The following is a 16,352-nucleotide window of genomic DNA, read 5'->3' as shown; positions in this document are numbered from 1 at the left end:
ACGTGCGAACCAGGTGACGAACGCGTGACGGAACCCTCATATCCGGCTCCCGGGACTCCGCTACTGGTCGACAGCCATGTGCATATCGACGATGCCGGTTTCGACGGCGACCGCGCACAGGTCCTGGCGCGCGCCGCCGAAGCGGGCGTGCGACTGCTGGTGGTCCCCGGCATCGATGCAGCGTCCTGGCCGCGCATCGCTGCGCTTTGCGAGCGCCATGCAGAGCTGGTACCCGCATATGGGCTGCATCCGCTGTTCCTCGCGCAGCACCGGCCCGGTCACCTAGAAGATCTGCGCGAACGCTTGCGCGACGGCAGCGCCGTCGCGCTCGGCGAGATCGGGCTGGACTTCTATGTCGACGGACTCGACCGCTCCGCGCAACGGCACTACTTCGAGTCGCAGCTGGCGATCGCCGGCGAGTTCGACCTTCCGGTCATCATCCACGCGCGCCGCGCAGTGGAGGAAATAGTGCTCACGCTGCGGCGCTTTCCGGGTCTGCGTGGCGTGGTCCACAGCTTCGCGGGCAGCGACCAGCAAGCCGAACGGCTTTTCGAGATGGGATTCCTCCTGGGAATCGGCGGGCCGGTTACCTACCCGCGAGCCAGGCGCCTGCGTCAACTGGTGTCGAGCATGCCGATCGGGCACTTGCTGCTGGAGACCGACGCGCCTGATCAACCCAATGCCGGCCACCAAGGGACGCGCAACGAGCCGGTGCGGATGATCGAGACGCTGCGGGTGGTGGCCGAGCTGCGCGGGGAGTCCGCGGAAGCGGTCGCGGTAGCCACCACCGCCAACGCCTGCCGCCTGTTCGGCCTGTCCCTGTCACGCTGAGGCCCGTCGTCGCGTCCTTGTCGGTGCGGCCCGAGCGTGGGCCCCGGTCGGCGTCCGCGATGCGCGGAACCTCTTGCCTACGCAGCACAGGCCCGCTAAATTTGTTCACTGGTGAAATATGAGTTGGTGAAATGGCGCGTCTGGGCGACTGTATCGCGATGATGGACGAGGGAATCGGCCGGGTCAGTCAGGTCATTCCCGACATGCCCGCCACCGAGGCACGCCTGACCCGCCTGCTGCTGATGGTCGGCCAGACCTTCGACGAAGCGGTGGAGCAGGCGCTCAAGCCCAACAAGATCAACCACAGCGATTTCCTCACGCTGATGATCCTGTACAGCCGTCCGGACGGCAGTTCCACCCCGGGCGAACTGTGCGAATACACCTCGCAGGGCGCCACCAACATGACCCGGATCGCCAATGCACTGGTCAAACGCGGGCTGATCACCCGGGGCGCCAGCGAAGAAGACCGCCGCCGCGTGGTCATCCGCATCACCCCCGCCGGCCGACGCTTCGTGCAGAAGCTGCTGCCGCCGCTGTTCCCTCGCGTGAGCTCGGCGTTCGCGGGTTTCAGCGACGCCGAGAAACGCAGTTTCAGCCGCCTGCTGCGCAAGCTCGCCGGCAACCTCGACCGCCTGGACGAGGCTCCCTCCCCGTGAAGAAGCAGCCGTGAAGGACGCCCCCATGAAGCCTGCCCCGCTCCGCCTTCGCACCGCGCTGGCTGCGGCAATCGCGCTGGCGCTGGCCGCCTGTGCCACACCGCCGGCGAAACTCCCGCCACCGCAACTGCGCGACGACGTGCCGCTCGCCGGCATCCAGACCGCCACCCGCGCTGGCTGGCCCCAGGCGCAATGGTGGCGCGGCTACGACGACCCGCAGCTCGATGAACTGATGGATCGCGCGCTGCGCCAGGCGCCCGACCTGGCGCTGGCGCAGAGCCGCGTGCAGAGCGCCGAGCAGTCCGCGCGCCTGGCCGCCGCGCAGATGGGCCTGTCGATCAACGGCAACGCGCAGTTCTCGCGCCAGCGCATGAGCGAGCACGGGTTGATTCCAAGCAAATTCCTCGGCTTCACCTGGTACAACCAGGCCGACCTGGGCGTCCAGCTGAAGTACGACTTCGACTGGTGGGGCAAGAAGCGCGCCTCCGTGGAAGCGGCACTCGACCAGGCGCATGCCGCTGAAGCGCAGCGCAGTGCGGCTTCACTGGCGCTGCAGTACGCCGTCGCCAGCACCTATTTCGGCTGGCAGGCCGACCAGGCGCGCCTGGCGCTGGCGGACCGGTCGCTCGCCGCCCAGCAGCAGCTGCTCGACATCGCACAGCTGCGCGTGCGCCAGGGCGTCGACCTGGCCGACACCGTCGAGCAGGCCCAGGCTCAGCGTGCGGCGCTCAGGCAGATGCGCACGACGATCGACGGCTCGGCCAAGGTACGCCGCGCGGTGCTCGCCTCCTTGCTGGGCGTGGCACCGGCCGAGCTTCCGCCACTGCAGGCCCGCCCGCTGCCGACCGTGGCCCCGGGCCTGCCGGCCGATGCCCGCCTCGACCTGATCGCACGCCGCCCGGACATCGCCGCCAGCCGCTGGCAGGTCGAGGCGGCGCTCAAGCAGACCGACGCGGCGCGCGCGCAGTTCTTCCCCGACCTGAGCCTCATCGCGCTGGCGGGCCTGTCCAGCATCGACATGGGCAAGCTGTTCACCGCCGGCAGCCGCACCTTCGCGGTGACGCCGGCACTGCACTTGCCGATCTTCGAGGGCGGCGCATTGGAGGCGAACTACGGCCTGAGCCGCGCGCAGCTGGACAGCGCCGTGGCGCAGTACCGCAGCGCCGTGCTGGATGCCGCGCGCGATGTGGCCACCCAGGCGCTGGGCGCCGAACAGCTCGCCGCGCAGCGCCAGGAACAGCAGGCCCAGCTCGACGCCGAGCAGCGCCTGCTGACCCATGCGCAGGCGCGGCTGCGCATGGGCGTCCGCGATGCCCGCGAGAGCCTGGCCGCGGAACTGACCTTGTTGCAGCAGCGCGACGCCGCCACCCAGCTGCACGCGCAAGCGCTGGCCACCGACCTGGCGCTGATCAAGGCGCTGGGCGGCGGCTACCGCAGCGATCACCCTACCGACCTCGCCACATCCCCTTCCCCTGGAGCCGACCATGAGCGCCACTGAAGCCGACAAGAGAGCCGACAACGACAGTGGCCTGGCCGCCAAGAATCCGGCCAAGCGCCGCCGCGCGCTGCTGATCGTGGCGGCGGTATTCATCCTGATCGCGCTGGTCTGGCTGCTGCTGTGGCTGTTCGTGCTCTCGCGCCGCGAGAAGACCGACAACGCCTATGTGGGCGGCAACCAGGTGACGATCTCCGCGCAGGTGCCGGGGACCGTGGTGGCGATCATGGCCGATGACACCCAGCGCGTGGACGCCGGACAGGTGCTGGTGAAGCTCGACCCCACCGATGCGCAGGTCCGCCTGGCGCAGGCGCGCAGCGCCCTGGCGCAGGCGGTGCGTGGCGTACGCCAGCAGACCAGCTCGGCCAGCGGCGCCGATGCGCAGCTCGCCTCCAGCCGGCTGGAACTGGCCAGGCTGGAGGCGGACCTGAAGCGCCACTTGCCGCTGCTGGCCGCGCATGCCGAATCGCCCGAGATCGTGCAGCATCTGCGCGACGGCGTGGCGCAGGCGCGCGCGGCAGTGAACGCAGCCGAGGCGCAGGCCGCCGCGGCGCACGCGGCGATCGAGGGCACCGACGTGGCGGAGAACCCTGCCGTACTGCAGGCACGCGCCAATTTCCGCGCCGCCTGGATTGCCGCCCAGCGCAACGCGATCCTTGCGCCGGTCTCCGGCTACGTAGCCCAGCGCAGCGTGCAGTTGGGCAACAGCGTGCAACCGGGCCAGCAGCTGATGACAGTGGTACCGCTGCGCGACCTGTGGATCGACGCCAACTTCAAGGAAGGCCAGCTGCAGCACATCCGCATCGGCCAGCCGGCCCGCATCAAGGCCGACATCTACGGCGGCGACGTCGAGTACCGCGGCAAGGTGGTGGGCCTGGGTGCCGGCACCGGCAGCGCCTTCTCGCTGCTGCCGGCGCAGAACGCCACCGGCAACTGGATCAAGGTGGTGCAGCGCGTGCCGGTGCGCATCGCGCTCGATGACAAGGAACTGGACCGCCATCCGTTGCGCGTGGGCCTGTCCACCGAGGTGACGGTCGATATCACCGATGACCGCGGCCCGGTGCTGGCGCAGGCGCCGGCGCAACAGCCGGTCGCCGAAACGTCCGTGTACGACCGCATGGTGGGCAAGGCCGACGAGGAGGCCCAGCGCATCATCCAGGCCAACCTGCCCCGCGCCGCCAAATAACCCGAAGGCCCTTCCCCATGGCCGCCACGCCCAACGACGCCAAGCCGCTGCAGCCCCTGCACGGTACGGCATTGGTTCTGCTCACCATCGCCGTCGCGTTCAGCACCTTCATGGAGGTGCTGGACATGACCATCGTCAACGTGGCCGTGCCGCACATCGCCGGCAGCCTGGGCGTGAGCCCGAGCGAAGGCACCTGGACGATCAGTTCCTACGCGCTGGCCAGCGCCATCATGCAACCGCTCACCGGCTGGATCGCGCGACGCTTCGGCGAAGTGCGCAGCTTCGTGGTGTCGGTGCTGCTGTTCGTCACCTTTTCCATGGTCTGCGGCCTAGCCACCTCGATGCCGCTGCTGGTGATTGCGCGCCTGCTGCAGGGCGCCGGTTCCGGCCCGATGGTGGCGCTCTCGCTTACCCTGCTGCTGTCCAGCTACCCCAAGACCAAGCAGGGCATCGCGCTGGCACTGTGGGCGATGACGGTGGTGGTGGCGCCGATCTTCGGTCCGATCCTGGGCGGCTGGCTGACCGACAATTTCTCCTGGCCGTGGATCTTCTACATCAACCTGCCGGTGGGGCTGGCCGCGGCGGTGATCACCTGGGGCCTGCTGCACAAGCGCGAGACCAAGACGGCGAAGACACCGATCGACGCCGTCGGCCTGGCGCTGCTGGTGGTGGGCGTGGGCGCGTTGCAGTTCATGCTGGACAACGGCAACGACAACGACTGGTTCGCCTCGCCGATGATCACCACGCTGGGTATCGTCGCGTTGGTGTGCCTGACCTTCCTGGTCGTGTGGGAGCTGCACGCCAAGCATCCGGTGGTGGAGCTGTCGCTGTTCAGGCAGCGCAATTTCAGCGTGGGCGTGATCGCGCTGACGCTGGGCATGTTCGCGTTCTTCGGCATCAACGTCGTGTTCCCGCTGTGGCTGCAGATCACGCTGAGCTACACCGCGACATGGGCGGGCCTCGCCACTGCGCCCGTAGGCATCCTGGCCTTTCTGGTGTCGCCGATCCTGGGCCGCAACATGGACCGGCTGGACCTGCGCGCGGTGGTCACCTTCTCCTTCGTCGTGTTCGCCGCGACCTCCTGGTGGTTCTCCACTTTCGACAGCTCGGCCTCGTTCTCGACGCTGGTGCTGCCGCGCTTCGTGATGGGCATCGCCATTCCCTGCTTCTTCATCCCGCTCAACCAGATCTATCTTTCGGGCCTGCCCCCGGAGCAGATCGCCAGCGCCACCGGCCTGTCCAACTTCTGCCGCACGATGGGTTCGAGCATGTCCACGGCGATCACCGTGACGCTGTGGCAGCACCGCGGCGAAAGCCACCACGCCACGCTCACCGAGAACATCGACCCGGCACACCCGGCGGCCACCCATTTCCTGGGCCAGCTCTCGCACATGGGGCTGTCTCACCGGCAGAGCCTGGGACTGGTCGACCAGTTGCTCACGCGCGAGGCACTGACCCTGGCGGTGAACGACGTGTTCTGGGCCTGCGCGGTGCTGTTCGTGCTGCTGATCCCGATCCTGTGGTTTGCCAAGCCGCCGTTCGGCAGCGCCGGCGGCGCGATGGGACATTGACGCGCAGCGACATGGCGTTCTTTGCTGCACCGGCGGGTGCAGCATGGCCAACTGGTGCGGCGCAATATGTTCTGCTAGCGTGTCCGCATGGCACAAAAACTGCGCATCATCAAGAAGTATCCGAACCGTCGGCTCTACGACACGGAGATCTCCAGCTACATCACGCTGGAAGAAGTCCGTCAGTTGGTGCTGGACGGCGAGTCCTTCGAGGTCCGCGATGCCAAGAGCGGCGAGGACCTGACCCGCTCGGTGCTGCTGCAGATCATCTCCGAGCACGAGGAGAAAGGGCAGCCGATGCTGTCGCCCCAGTTGCTCAGCCAGATCATCCGCTTCTATGGCGACTCGCTGCAGGGTTTCATGGGACCGTACCTGGAACGCAGCCTGCAGGTGTTCCTGGACCAGCAGCAACAGTTCCGCGCCCAGTTGAACAGCCTGATGGGCCAGACGCCCTGGTCGATGCTCAACGAGCTCACCGAGCGCAACCTGGATGCCTGGAAAACCATGCAGCGCGGGTTCCTGGACGCGGCCGCTCAGGCGCCGCCGAGCAAGAACCGCAAGAGCTGAATTTCGCGGGCGCCGCGTGCCAATCCGGCGCCCGGCCCGCTACAGTCCGGCGATGCGAAGCAACGGATCGCCCATGAGCAGCAAGCCCACCCTCACCCTGATCGGCGGCGGCCTGGTTGGCGCCCTGCTGGCGCAACAGCTGGCGCGACGCGGCTTCGGCGTCGACGTGTTCGAGAAGCGCCCGGACCCTCGCGTGGCCGGCTTCGACGGCGGCCGGTCGATCAACCTCGCCCTGGCCGAGCGCGGCCTGCAGGCGCTGCGCAGCGCGGGCCTGGCCGAGGACGTACTGCGCCGCGCGGTCATGATGCGAGGGCGCATGGTGCATACGGCCGATGGGCGCAGCGGACTGCAGCGCTACGGCGTGGACGACAGCGAAGTGATCTGGTCGGTGTCCCGCGGCGGGCTCAACATGCTGCTGCTCGATGCCGCCGAGGCGGTGGGCGTGCGCTTCCATTTCGGCCAGGCCCTGGCGTCGGCGGATTTCGACGCCGGCCGCATCCGGCTCGTGGGCGAGGACGGCAAGGAGCGCGAGGCCGACGCCCCCGTGTTGATCGGCGCCGATGGCGCAGGTTCCGCGCTGCGTGCCGCGATCAACGCCTATCGCCCGCTCGGCGAGCGCACCGAATGGCTGGGGCACGGCTACAAGGAGCTGGAAATCCCGCCGGCCTCCGAGTTCGGGGCAGGAAGGCTGAACGACAGCGGCGGCCGCGACCAGTTCGCCATCGAGCCCAACGCGCTGCACATCTGGCCGCGCGGTGGCTACATGTGCATCGCCCTGCCCAATACCGAGGGCAGTTTCACCGTCACGCTGTTCCTGCCCGCGCAAGGACCGCACCCAAGCTTCGCCACCCTGCCCGATTCCCGCGCCGCCGGCGCGTTCTTCCGCGAGGAGTTCGCCGACCTGCTGCCGCTGCTGCCGCGCTTCGCCGAGGACTACGACGCGCACCCGGTCGGCACGCTGGCCACGCTGTACCTGCAGCGCTGGCACCTGGATGGCCGCGCCTTGCTGGTCGGCGACGCCGCCCATGCCATCGTGCCGTTTCACGGCCAGGGCATGAACTGCGGCTTCGAGGACACCGTGGCGCTGGCCGAGCTACTGCAAGGCAATGACGTCGACGAGGCCTTCGCCCAGTTCCAGCGCCTGCGCCAGCCCAACGCCGACGCGATCGCCACCATGGCGCTGGAAAACTACGTCGAGATGCGTGACTCGGTCGCCGACCCGCGCTATCTGGCCAAGCGCGAGCTGGGTGTGCGCCTGGCTGCGCGTGCGCCGCGGCACTACATGGCGCGCTACCGCATGGTCACCTTCACCGACCTGCCCTACGCCTACGCACTCGAGCGAGGGCGGGCGCAGGACGTGCTGCTGGAACAGCTGCTGGGCGGGTCGAACGACCCGGCCTCGGTCGACCTGGATGCGGCCGTGGCCACGCTTGAGGCCACGTTGCCGCCGCTGCCGCTGCACCATGGATGAGGAACTGCTGGAGGCCTACTGCACCAGCGCCTACCGCGTGCGTCTGGCCTCCGGCGGCGCCGTCACGATCCGCATCGGCGAGCCGTTGCCGACCGCCCTGCGGCCGCTCGCCGGCGCCCGCGACTGGGGCTTCTTCACCGCCTGGAACCCACGCTCCAGGCCGCGGCCGCGCGCGGTCAACCGCCGGGCGCAGCGGCGCCTGCTGGCCGACCTGCACGCCGATGCCGCGCTGGAAGTCCACCCGGCACTCGGCATGGGGACCGACGGCTGGCGCGAACCGAGCTTCTGGATCGTGGGGATTGATGCGCAGAAGCTGGAACGACTGGGCGACCGCTACGGGCAGAACGCCTGGCTGTCCGGGCATGGCTCGGGGGTGGCGCAGTTGCGGTTGCGCTGAAGGGTTCCCGCGAGGCTGCCCCGTCCGGCCTTCGGCATCTCCCATGGGGAACCGGGGCGAAATGCAGATGCCACTACCCGCCTTCTTCCGGGAAAGGTGCCGACAGGTCGGATCGGGAGCCTTGCCGCCAGCCCCGCCGGGTGCGCTCCCACACCGCATGGACAAGCCGCGCGTGCATTGCGGACAATTCCCCGGATGACTTCCGCCCTCTCTATCCCGCTGCTGCAGGCGCGGGGCCTGTCCTTCCTGCGCGCGGACGAACCCGTGTTCGGACCGCTCGACTTCGCGCTGGACGCGGGCGAGCTGGCGCTGGTGGAGGGCGACAACGGCAGCGGCAAGACCACCCTGCTGCGCCTGCTGGCCGGCCTGCTGCACGTGGGTGAAGGCGAGCTGCGCTGGCGCGGCGCGCCGTTGCAACGCGACGCCTGCGCGGGCGAGGTGCTGTTCCTCGGCCACCAGTTGGGGCTGAAGATGGACATGAGCCCACGCGAGAACCTGCACATCGCCGCCGGGCTGCATGGCATGCGCGACGGGCGCAGCGCCGCCTCGGTGCTCGTCGAGGTGGGCCTGGCCGGCTATGAGGACGAGCCCGTGCGGCGACTGTCCGCCGGCCAGAAGAAGCGCGCTGCCCTGGCCCGCCTGCTGCTGCTTCCCGCCGTTCTGTGGCTGCTGGACGAGCCCTACGCCAACCTGGACCGCGCAGGCATCGCGCTGGTCAACCGCCTGCTCGAAAACCATATCGGCGCCGGCGGCGCCGCGCTGGTGACCAGCCACGGCGCGGTGAGCTTCCACGGCGGTGAGCGGAAGCGGATTCGCATGCATGGCTGATCTTGCCCTCCAGAGCATGGCTGCCGGGCGTTGGACGAAAGGCCGACCCCTCTCTGCCACCCATGGCTGGGCCGCGGGAACGAGTGCACCGAGGCCCGCGGCATGAATCAGGCATCGGTTTCCCGCGCCTGTGCGGCGGTGCTGCGGCGCGATCTCACGCTGGCCTGGCGGCGCCGTGGCGACATCGCCATGCCGGTGCTGTACGCCTTGATCGTGGCCACTTTGTTCCCGTTCGCGCTGGGACCGGAGGAGGCGCTGCTGCAGCGAATCGCCGGCGGCGTCGTGCTGGTGACCGTGCTGCTGGCCATGCTGCTGGCACTCGATGCCATGTTCCGCAGCGACATCGAGGATGGTTCGCTGGAACAGCTGGTGCTCGCGCCGCAGCCGCTGGCGCTGATGCTGGGCATGAAGATCCTCGCCCACTGGCTCACCACCGCGCTGCCGCTGATCGTGATCGCGCCGCTGCTGGCCGGCATGCTGCACCTGCCCGTGCCGGTGATGGGCGTGCTGCTGCTGGCCCTGCTGCTGGCCACGCCGATGCTCAGCCTGCTCGGCGCCGTACTGGTCGCGCTGACGGCCGGGACGCGGCGCTCTGGTATGCTGCTCGCCCTGATGCTGCTTCCGCTGTGCGTGCCGGTGGTCATCTTTGCCGCAGGTGCGGTCGCCGCCGCCCAACAGGGTTTACCGTGGGTGGCCCCGATCGCCTGGCTCGGCGCGGCGCTCGCTCTTGCCCTGGTGCTGGCGCCGCTCGCCTGCGCGGCCGCCCTTCGTATTGCGCTGGACGCCTAAGACCATGTCCAAGTGGATCCCCCTCTGGTTGCACAAGCTCGGTTCGCCGCCGATCTTCTATCGCTTCGCCGGCACGTTGCGGCCCTGGTTCCTCGCGCTGGCGCTGATCGCCGGCGCGATCGGCCTCTACGGTGGGCTGGTGCTCGCGCCGGCCGACTACCAGCAGGGCGACGCCTACCGGATCATCTTCATCCACGTGCCCAGCGCCTGGATGGGCCTGTTCGTCTATGGCGTGATGGCGGTGGCCTCGTTCGTCGCGCTGGTATGGCGGATCAAATTGGCCGAGGCGGTGGCGATGGAATCGGCGCCGATCGGCGCGGCCTTCACCTTCATCACGCTGGTGACCGGCTCGCTGTGGGGCAAGCCGATGTGGGGCACCTGGTGGACCTGGGACGCGCGGCTGACCTCCGAGCTCGTGCTGCTGTTCCTTTACCTGGGCGTGATCGGGCTCTACCACGCCTTCGAAGATCGCCGCCAAGGCGCGCGCGCCGCGGCATTCCTGGCCATCATCGGCATCATCAACGTGCCGATCGTGCATTTCTCGGTGAACTGGTGGAACACGCTGCACCAGGGCTCCACCGTGCGCATCCTGGGGCCCTCGAAGATCAGCACCAGCATGCTGTGGCCGCTGCTGACCATGATGATGGCGACCAAGCTCTACTACGTCGCCAGCCTGTTCGGCCGGGTACGTGCCGACCTCATCGAGCTCGAAGGCGGCAAGGACTGGGTACGGCGCATCGCCACCGGGGAAAACACCCCGCCAGGAGAGCAGGCATGAGCCCGTTCTTCGCCATGGGCGGCTACGCCGCCTACGTCTGGCCGGCCTATGCCGTGTTCTTCCTGGTGCTCGCCGCCGATTTCGTCTCTCCGCTGCTGCGCCGCCGCCGCAACCTGCGTGAACTTCGCGCCCGTCTGGCGCGTCAAAGCGCGCGCCAGCAACGCACCGTCTCGCCTGCCGTGAATCCATGAACCCTACCCGCAAACGCCGCCTGATCATCGTCCTGCTCGTGCTCGCCGCCGCGGCGGTCGCGGTGGGCCTGACCGTGTTCGCCCTGCAGCAGAACATGAACTACCTGTTCACCCCGAGCCAGGTGCGTGCCGGCCAGGCCGAGCGCTACGGCACGTTCCGGCTGGGCGGCATGGTCAAGGCAGGCTCCATCGAGCGCTCCGGCGACTCGCTCAAGGTCGGCTTCACCGTGGTCGATGCCGGCGGCGCGATGCCGGTCGAGTACACCGGCATCCTGCCGGACCTGTTCCGCGACAACCAATCGGTGATCGCCACCGGCCACATGGCCGGCGACCATTTCGTCGCCACCGAGGTACTGGCCAAGCACGATGAAACCTACATGCCCAAGGAACTGAAGGACGCCATGGAGAAAGCGCACCACGGCGGCAAGGCCATGGCCGCCAGCGGGGAAGCGCAATGACCCCCGAACTGGGCCAGCTTGCCCTGATCCTCGCCATGCTGCTCGCCCTGGTGCAGGGCGTGCTCCCGCTGGTCGGCGCCTGGCGCGGCAACCGCGCGCTGATGGCAGTGGCGCGCCCGGCGGCGGCCGGCCAGGCGGTGTTCGTGGCGATGGCGTTCGGCCTGCTGGCGTGGGCGTTCCTGCGCTTCGACTTCTCGGTGCAGTACGTGGCCGACAACTCGAACCTCGCGCTGCCCTGGTACTACCGCATCGCCGCGGTATGGGGGGCGCACGAGGGCTCGATGCTGCTGTGGGTGTTCATCCTCAACGTCTGGACGGTCGCGCTGGCCGCGTTCAGCCGCCAGCTGCCGGAAGAGTTCCTGGCCCGCGTACTGGGCGTGCTGGGCATCGTGGCGGTGGGCTTCCTCGCCTTCATCATCTTCACGTCCAATCCGTTCGCACGGCTGTTGCCGATGCCGCCGGACGGCGGCGACCTCAACCCGGTGCTGCAGGACCCGGGCATGACCTTCCATCCGCCCGTGCTGTACATGGGCTACGTGGGCTTTTCGGTGGCCTTCGCCTTCTCCATCGCCGCGCTGCTGGGCGGTGCGCTCGAGCAGGGCTGGGTACGCTGGGCACGCCCGTGGACCAACGCGGCCTGGGCCTTCCTCACCTGCGGCATCGTGGCCGGCAGCTGGTGGGCCTATGCCGAGCTGGGCTGGGGCGGCTGGTGGTTCTGGGACCCGGTGGAGAACGCGAGCTTCATGCCCTGGCTGGTGGGCGTGGCGCTGATCCACGCGCAGGCGGTGACCGAGAAGCGCGGCTCCCTGCGCGCCTGGACCATCCTCCTGTCGATCTTCGCCTTCTCGCTCTCGCTGCTGGGCACCTTCCTGGTCCGCTCGGGGGTGCTGACGAGCGTGCACGCGTTCGCCTCCGATCCGCGCCGCGGCCTGTACATCCTCGCCTTCCTCGCTGTCGTGATCGGCGGCTCGCTGCTGCTCTACGCGCTGCGGGCGCCCAAGGTAGCGGGCGGCAAGGCGTTCGGGCTGCTCTCGCGCGAGACGGTCATCCTCGTCGCAAACCTGATGTTCACCGTGGCGGCGGCCATGGTGCTGCTGGGCACGCTGTTCCCGCTGCTGGGCGATGCGCTGAACCTGGGCAAGATCTCGGTGGGCCCGCCCTACTTCGGCTTCCTGTTCCCGCTGCTGATGCTGCCGGTGGTGCTGCTGCTGCCGTTCGGGCCGTTCCTGCGCTGGGGCAAGAGCGAGGCCGGTCCGCTCAAGAGCGTGCTGGTGAGGGTCGCCCTTGCGGCGGTGGCCTGCGCCATCGTGGCGGCGTTCTTCGTGCAGGGCCAGGCCAGGGCGATCGCCGGCGTGGCGTCGGCGGTGTGGTGCGGGCTCGGCACGCTGCTCTATGTCTACAAGCGCTGGCGAGAGGTGCCGCGCGGACGGCGCTACCCGGCCGAGATGGCCGGCATGCTGCTGGCGCATTTCGGCCTGGGCGTGTTCCTGGTCGGCGTGCTGCTTTCCGAATCGCTGAGCGTCACCCGCGACGTGCGCATGGCGCCGGGCGATACCCAGACCGTCGGCGCCTACACCTTCCGCTTCGACGGCGTGCACGCCACCCGCGGCCCCAACTGGCATGCCGAGCAGGGCACGGTCACCGTGCTGCGCGACGGCCGCCAGCTCGGCGTGATGCACCCGCAGAAGCGCACCTATCCGCGCGGACAGGTGCAGACCGAATCGGCGATCGACCCGGGCGTCACCCGCGACCTGTACGTGGCGCTGGGCGAACCGATGGATCCGAACAAGCTCGAAGGCGTCTGGGCGCTGCGGCTCTACGCCAAGCCATTCGTGCGCTGGATCTGGGCCGGTGGCCTGTTCATGATGCTCGGCGGCTTCGTCGCCGGGGCGGACAGGCGCTTTCGTCCCAAGCGCTCCGCCGCAGCCGTTGCGGCGCCCGAGCCGGCCCTGCCCGTGGCGGAGCGCCGCACATGACCCGCTCGCTGCCGCTGGTCGGCTTTCTGCTGCTGGTCGCGCTGTTCGGTTTCGGCATCTGGTGGAACACCCAGCACGATCCGCGCGAGGTGCCGTCGCCGTTGATCGGCAAGAGCGCGCCGGCGTTCGATCTGCCGCTGCTGGACGATCCCTCGCGCACGGCGAGCAAGGCCGCGATGCTGGGCAAGCCCTACCTGGTCAACGTGTTCGCCAGCTGGTGCGTCGCCTGCGGCGAGGAGCACCCCGTGCTGATGGCGCAGGGCCGCACGCTCGGCGTGCCGCTGATCGGCTACGACTACAAGGACGACCCGGCCGACGCCAAGGCGTGGCTGGCGCAACACGGCAACCCCTACGACCTGGTGGTCGCCGACCGCGAGGGCCGTACGGCGATCGACTTCGGCGTCTATGGCGCGCCGGAAAGCTTCCTGATCGACGCCAAGGGCGTCATCCGCTACAAGCACATCGGCCCGTTCACGCCCGAGGTCATCGAGCACAAGCTCAAGCCGCTGATCGCGAAGCTCAAGCAGGAGGCGCCATGAACCGCGCGCTCCTCCGTGCGCTAGCGACCTTCCTGCTGGCGTTCTCCTGCCTCGCCGCAGCCCAGGCGATCGACCCGCTGCCGTTCAAGGACCACGCACAGGAAGTGCGTTTCCAGAACCTCACCCGCCAGCTGCGTTGCCTGGTCTGCCAGAACGAGAACCTGGCCGATTCCAATGCGGACCTTGCGCGCGACCTGCGTCACGAGGTGTTCGGACTGATGCAGCAGGGCAAGAGCGACGATGCGATCAAGCAGTACCTGGTCGACCGCTACTCGGATTTCGTGCTGTACGACCCGCCGGTGAAACGCTCGACCTGGCTGCTCTGGTTCGGGCCCGGCCTGTTCCTGCTCTTCGGCGCCGCGGTGGTGCTGGTGACGATCCGCAAGCGCAGTCGCGCTGCGCGCATCGACAGCCGGCTGGTCGACAACGCCACGATCGAACAAGGGGACGACTGGTGAAGCTCGCGTTCTACCTGATCGCCGCCGTGATGGTCTTGGCGGCGCTCGCCCTGCTGCTCTGGCCGCTGGTTCGGCACGGCCGGCGCCACGGCCCTTCGGCGGGGATCTTCGCACTGGCGCTCGGCTTGGCCTTCCTCCTGCCGTTGGCGGCCGGCGGGTTGTACCTGCTGGTCGGAACACCGGTGGCGCTCGATGGCGTGCGCGCCGCGCAGCCCGCGCTGGACATCGACAAGGCCGTTGCCGAGTTGCGCGACCACCTCAGGCAGCAGCCGGACGACCTGCAGGGCTGGATGCTGCTGGCGCAGACCGAGGCCGCCATGCACCAGAACGCGCAGGCGCGCGATGCCTACGACCAGGCGCTGCGCATCGATCCGCACAACGGCACTGCCATGGTCGGCTGGGCCGAGGCCGATTCGATAGTGCGCTCCGATCACCGCATCGAGGGCCGCGCCCTCGAGCTACTCGAACAGGCCGTGCAGGCGGACCCGGCCAACCAGCGTGGCCTGTGGCTGCTGGGCATCAGCCAGTTCCAGGGCGACCACTACGCCAGGGCGGCCGCCACCTGGCGCCGGCTCCTGCCGTTGCTCGAACCCGGCTCGACCGTGGCCAAGGCGGTGACCGAGCAGATCGCGGTGGCCGAGGCACGCGCGGGCGGCGCGCCGGCATCCGACCCGGCGTCCCTCAGCGGGCCGCAACTGGCCGTTCAGGTCGAGCTGGCACCCGGCCTGCGCGACAGGCTCAAGCCCGGCGCCGCGCTGTTCGTGTACGCGCGCGCCGAGTCCGGCCCACCGATGCCGCTGGCCGTCGCCCGCCTGGATGCCGGCAAACTGCCCGCCCGCGTAACCTTGACCGACGCCATGGCGATGGCGCCGCAGTTGAAGCTTTCCTCCACCGACAAGGTCTTCGTCGGCGCGCGCATCAGTGCCAGCGGCCAGGCCACCCCCCAGCCGGGCGACCTGGAAGGCGACGCGGGCGTGGTGCCGGTGAATCGCACTGAGCCGATCCGCATCGTCATCGACAAGGTTCGCCCATGAGCACGGAAGCTCGCGACGCCCGCCGTTACCACGCCCTGCCATCGCCCTTCGCGATGAAGCGCGGCGGCCGGCTGCACGGCGCGCGGGTGGCCTACGAAACCTGGGGCCGGCTGAGCGCGGCGCGCGACAACGCGGTGCTGATCCTCACCGGGCTCTCGCCCAGCGCGCATGCGGCCTCCTGCGAACAGGACCCGTCGCCCGGCTGGTGGGAGGGCATGCTGGGCCCCGGCAAGGCGATCGACACCGACCGCTGGTTCGTGATCTGCGTGAACTCGCTGGGCAGCGACAAGGGCTCCACCTGCCCCGCCTCGATCGACCCGGCCACCGGCGCGCCCTACCGCCTCAATTTTCCCGAGCTGGCGCTGGAAGACGTCGCCAACGCGGCCCACGAAGTGGCGCGACACGGCCTGGGCATCGAGCGCCTGGCCTGTCTGATCGGCTGCTCCATGGGCGGCATGGGTGCGCTGGCCTACATGCTGCTGCACCCGGGCAGCGTGCGAGCGCACATCAGCGTGGACACCGCACCGCAGGCGCAGCCCTTCGCCATCGCCATCCGCTCGCTGCAGCGCGAGGCGATCAGGCTGGACCCGCAATGGAACGGCGGCGACTACGACATCGACGACGGCCCCGGCAGCCGCTACCCCGAAATGGGCATGAGCATCGCGCGCAAGCTGGGCGTGATCACCTATCGGTCGGCGATGGAGTGGAACGGCCGCTTCGCGCGCATCCGGCTTGACCCCGAGAAACGCGAGGATGAACCCTTCGGCTTCGAGTTCCAGGTCGAGTCCTACCTGCAGGGCCACGCGCAGCGTTTCGTGCGCAGCTTCGACCCCAACTGCTATCTCTATCTTTCGCGCGCCAGCGACTGGTTCGACATCGGCGAATACGGCGGCGGCGACATCATGGAAGGCCTCAAGCGCATCCGCATCGAGCGCGCGCTGGTGATCGGCGTGAGCACCGACATCCTGTTCCCGCTGGAGCAGCAGGAGCAGATCGCCACCGGCCTGTCCGCCGCAGGCGCCCAAGTCGACTTCGTGGCGTTGGACTCCCCGCAGGGCCACGACGCCTTCCTGGTCGACATCCCCAACTACAGCCGTGCCATCGGTGGCTTCCTGGCCGGCGTGTAAACG

Annotated in this window: 18 protein-coding genes; all 18 read left to right on the top strand. The window is 69.1% G+C overall.

All coding sequences use genetic code 11. The annotated features are described in order from the left end of the window. The first annotated feature begins 78 nt into the window (after positions 1-78). The 18 genes from VGU65_RS06575 (at position 79) to metX (ending at position 16,349) form a co-directional block, all read left to right on the top strand. Positions 79-831, top strand: a complete 753-nt coding sequence (locus VGU65_RS06575) for a TatD family hydrolase (protein ID WP_327473957.1) — start codon at positions 79-81, stop codon at positions 829-831. 131 nt (positions 832-962) lie between these two features. Continuing rightward, entirely contained in the window at positions 963-1,487 is a 525-nt protein-coding gene (locus VGU65_RS06570) for a MarR family winged helix-turn-helix transcriptional regulator (RefSeq protein WP_327473955.1), read from the top strand. Positions 1,488-1,512: 25 nt separating this feature from the next. Then, on the top strand, positions 1,513-2,985 hold the full coding sequence (locus tag VGU65_RS06565; protein ID WP_327473954.1) for an efflux transporter outer membrane subunit: 1,473 nt from the start codon (positions 1,513-1,515) through the stop codon (positions 2,983-2,985). After that, positions 2,972-4,168 (top strand): HlyD family secretion protein, encoded by a 1,197-nt coding sequence (locus tag VGU65_RS06560; RefSeq protein ID WP_327473953.1) that lies wholly within the window; start codon positions 2,972-2,974, stop codon positions 4,166-4,168. Before VGU65_RS06565 ends, VGU65_RS06560 begins: the two co-directional genes overlap by 14 nt. Before the next feature lie 17 nt (positions 4,169-4,185). Beyond that, the gene (locus VGU65_RS06555; RefSeq protein WP_327473952.1) at positions 4,186-5,739 is read left to right on the top strand and encodes a DHA2 family efflux MFS transporter permease subunit; all 1,554 of its coding nucleotides are present in this window, start codon (positions 4,186-4,188) and stop codon (positions 5,737-5,739) included. A gap of 87 nt (positions 5,740-5,826) precedes the next feature. Next, a complete protein-coding gene (gene phaR / locus VGU65_RS06550; protein WP_327473951.1) occupies positions 5,827-6,303 on the top strand; it encodes a polyhydroxyalkanoate synthesis repressor PhaR in 477 nt (158 codons plus the stop codon). Between the two features lie 73 nt (positions 6,304-6,376). Then, complete coding sequence (locus VGU65_RS06545; RefSeq protein WP_327473950.1) at positions 6,377-7,774, top strand: FAD-dependent oxidoreductase; 1,398 nt, start codon at positions 6,377-6,379, stop codon at positions 7,772-7,774. Then, positions 7,767-8,171: a DUF3293 domain-containing protein gene (locus tag VGU65_RS06540; RefSeq protein ID WP_327473949.1), complete on the top strand. Its 405-nt coding sequence runs from the start codon at positions 7,767-7,769 to the stop codon at positions 8,169-8,171. Before VGU65_RS06545 ends, VGU65_RS06540 begins: the two co-directional genes overlap by 8 nt. Before the next feature lie 195 nt (positions 8,172-8,366). After that, entirely contained in the window at positions 8,367-8,999 is a 633-nt protein-coding gene (gene ccmA / locus VGU65_RS06535; RefSeq protein WP_327473948.1) for a cytochrome c biogenesis heme-transporting ATPase CcmA, read from the top strand. Positions 9,000-9,101: 102 nt separating this feature from the next. Then, the gene (gene ccmB / locus VGU65_RS06530; protein ID WP_327473946.1) at positions 9,102-9,788 is read left to right on the top strand and encodes a heme exporter protein CcmB; all 687 of its coding nucleotides are present in this window, start codon (positions 9,102-9,104) and stop codon (positions 9,786-9,788) included. Between the two features lie 4 nt (positions 9,789-9,792). Continuing rightward, the gene (locus tag VGU65_RS06525) at positions 9,793-10,566 is read left to right on the top strand and encodes a heme ABC transporter permease (protein ID WP_327473944.1); all 774 of its coding nucleotides are present in this window, start codon (positions 9,793-9,795) and stop codon (positions 10,564-10,566) included. Continuing rightward, on the top strand, positions 10,563-10,757 hold the full coding sequence (ccmD, locus tag VGU65_RS06520; RefSeq protein ID WP_327473943.1) for a heme exporter protein CcmD: 195 nt from the start codon (positions 10,563-10,565) through the stop codon (positions 10,755-10,757). The genes VGU65_RS06525 and ccmD overlap by 4 nt, the downstream gene beginning before the upstream one ends. After that, positions 10,754-11,215: a cytochrome c maturation protein CcmE gene (ccmE, locus tag VGU65_RS06515; protein ID WP_327473942.1), complete on the top strand. Its 462-nt coding sequence runs from the start codon at positions 10,754-10,756 to the stop codon at positions 11,213-11,215. Before ccmD ends, ccmE begins: the two co-directional genes overlap by 4 nt. Continuing rightward, the gene (locus VGU65_RS06510; RefSeq protein WP_327473941.1) at positions 11,212-13,191 is read left to right on the top strand and encodes a heme lyase CcmF/NrfE family subunit; all 1,980 of its coding nucleotides are present in this window, start codon (positions 11,212-11,214) and stop codon (positions 13,189-13,191) included. The genes ccmE and VGU65_RS06510 overlap by 4 nt, the downstream gene beginning before the upstream one ends. Continuing rightward, complete coding sequence (locus tag VGU65_RS06505; RefSeq protein WP_327473939.1) at positions 13,188-13,730, top strand: DsbE family thiol:disulfide interchange protein; 543 nt, start codon at positions 13,188-13,190, stop codon at positions 13,728-13,730. Before VGU65_RS06510 ends, VGU65_RS06505 begins: the two co-directional genes overlap by 4 nt. Next, positions 13,727-14,188 carry a cytochrome c-type biogenesis protein gene (locus tag VGU65_RS06500; protein ID WP_327473938.1) on the top strand — a complete coding sequence of 154 codons (462 nt, stop codon included), beginning with the start codon at positions 13,727-13,729 and terminating at the stop codon, positions 14,186-14,188. Before VGU65_RS06505 ends, VGU65_RS06500 begins: the two co-directional genes overlap by 4 nt. Next, positions 14,185-15,222 (top strand): tetratricopeptide repeat protein, encoded by a 1,038-nt coding sequence (locus VGU65_RS06495; RefSeq protein WP_327473937.1) that lies wholly within the window; start codon positions 14,185-14,187, stop codon positions 15,220-15,222. Before VGU65_RS06500 ends, VGU65_RS06495 begins: the two co-directional genes overlap by 4 nt. Continuing rightward, positions 15,219-16,349, top strand: coding sequence for a homoserine O-acetyltransferase MetX (gene metX / locus VGU65_RS06490; protein ID WP_327473936.1), 1,131 nt, complete (start codon positions 15,219-15,221; stop codon positions 16,347-16,349). Before VGU65_RS06495 ends, metX begins: the two co-directional genes overlap by 4 nt. Positions 16,350-16,352 lie beyond the last annotated feature (3 nt).

It is taken from the genome of Frateuria sp. (genome assembly GCF_035943815.1).
Classification (GTDB): domain Bacteria; phylum Pseudomonadota; class Gammaproteobacteria; order Xanthomonadales; family Rhodanobacteraceae; genus Frateuria_A.
Note: the sequence above shows the minus strand (reverse complement) of the source record. Positions and strands in the feature narration are given on the sequence as shown.

Excerpts from the sequence above, each read along its gene's own strand:
- VGU65_RS06545 (WP_327473950.1), top strand. The coding sequence starts at position 6,377 with ATGAGCAGCAAGCCCACCCTCACCCTGATCGGCGGCGGCCTGGTTGGC.
- VGU65_RS06555 (WP_327473952.1), top strand. The coding sequence starts at position 4,186 with ATGGCCGCCACGCCCAACGACGCCAAGCCGCTGCAGCCCCTGCACGGT.
- VGU65_RS06525 (WP_327473944.1), top strand. The coding sequence starts at position 9,793 with ATGTCCAAGTGGATCCCCCTCTGGTTGCACAAGCTCGGTTCGCCGCCG.
- ccmA (WP_327473948.1), top strand. The coding sequence starts at position 8,367 with ATGACTTCCGCCCTCTCTATCCCGCTGCTGCAGGCGCGGGGCCTGTCC.
- VGU65_RS06505 (WP_327473939.1), top strand. The coding sequence starts at position 13,188 with ATGACCCGCTCGCTGCCGCTGGTCGGCTTTCTGCTGCTGGTCGCGCTG.
- phaR (WP_327473951.1), top strand. The coding sequence starts at position 5,827 with ATGGCACAAAAACTGCGCATCATCAAGAAGTATCCGAACCGTCGGCTC.
- VGU65_RS06540 (WP_327473949.1), top strand. The coding sequence starts at position 7,767 with ATGGATGAGGAACTGCTGGAGGCCTACTGCACCAGCGCCTACCGCGTG.
- VGU65_RS06565 (WP_327473954.1), top strand. The coding sequence starts at position 1,513 with ATGAAGCCTGCCCCGCTCCGCCTTCGCACCGCGCTGGCTGCGGCAATC.
- VGU65_RS06570 (WP_327473955.1), top strand. The coding sequence starts at position 963 with ATGGCGCGTCTGGGCGACTGTATCGCGATGATGGACGAGGGAATCGGC.
- ccmD (WP_327473943.1), top strand. The coding sequence starts at position 10,563 with ATGAGCCCGTTCTTCGCCATGGGCGGCTACGCCGCCTACGTCTGGCCG.
- VGU65_RS06510 (WP_327473941.1), top strand. The coding sequence starts at position 11,212 with ATGACCCCCGAACTGGGCCAGCTTGCCCTGATCCTCGCCATGCTGCTC.
- ccmE (WP_327473942.1), top strand. The coding sequence starts at position 10,754 with ATGAACCCTACCCGCAAACGCCGCCTGATCATCGTCCTGCTCGTGCTC.
- VGU65_RS06560 (WP_327473953.1), top strand. The coding sequence starts at position 2,972 with ATGAGCGCCACTGAAGCCGACAAGAGAGCCGACAACGACAGTGGCCTG.
- ccmB (WP_327473946.1), top strand. The coding sequence starts at position 9,102 with ATGAATCAGGCATCGGTTTCCCGCGCCTGTGCGGCGGTGCTGCGGCGC.
- metX (WP_327473936.1), top strand. The coding sequence starts at position 15,219 with ATGAGCACGGAAGCTCGCGACGCCCGCCGTTACCACGCCCTGCCATCG.
- VGU65_RS06500 (WP_327473938.1), top strand. The coding sequence starts at position 13,727 with ATGAACCGCGCGCTCCTCCGTGCGCTAGCGACCTTCCTGCTGGCGTTC.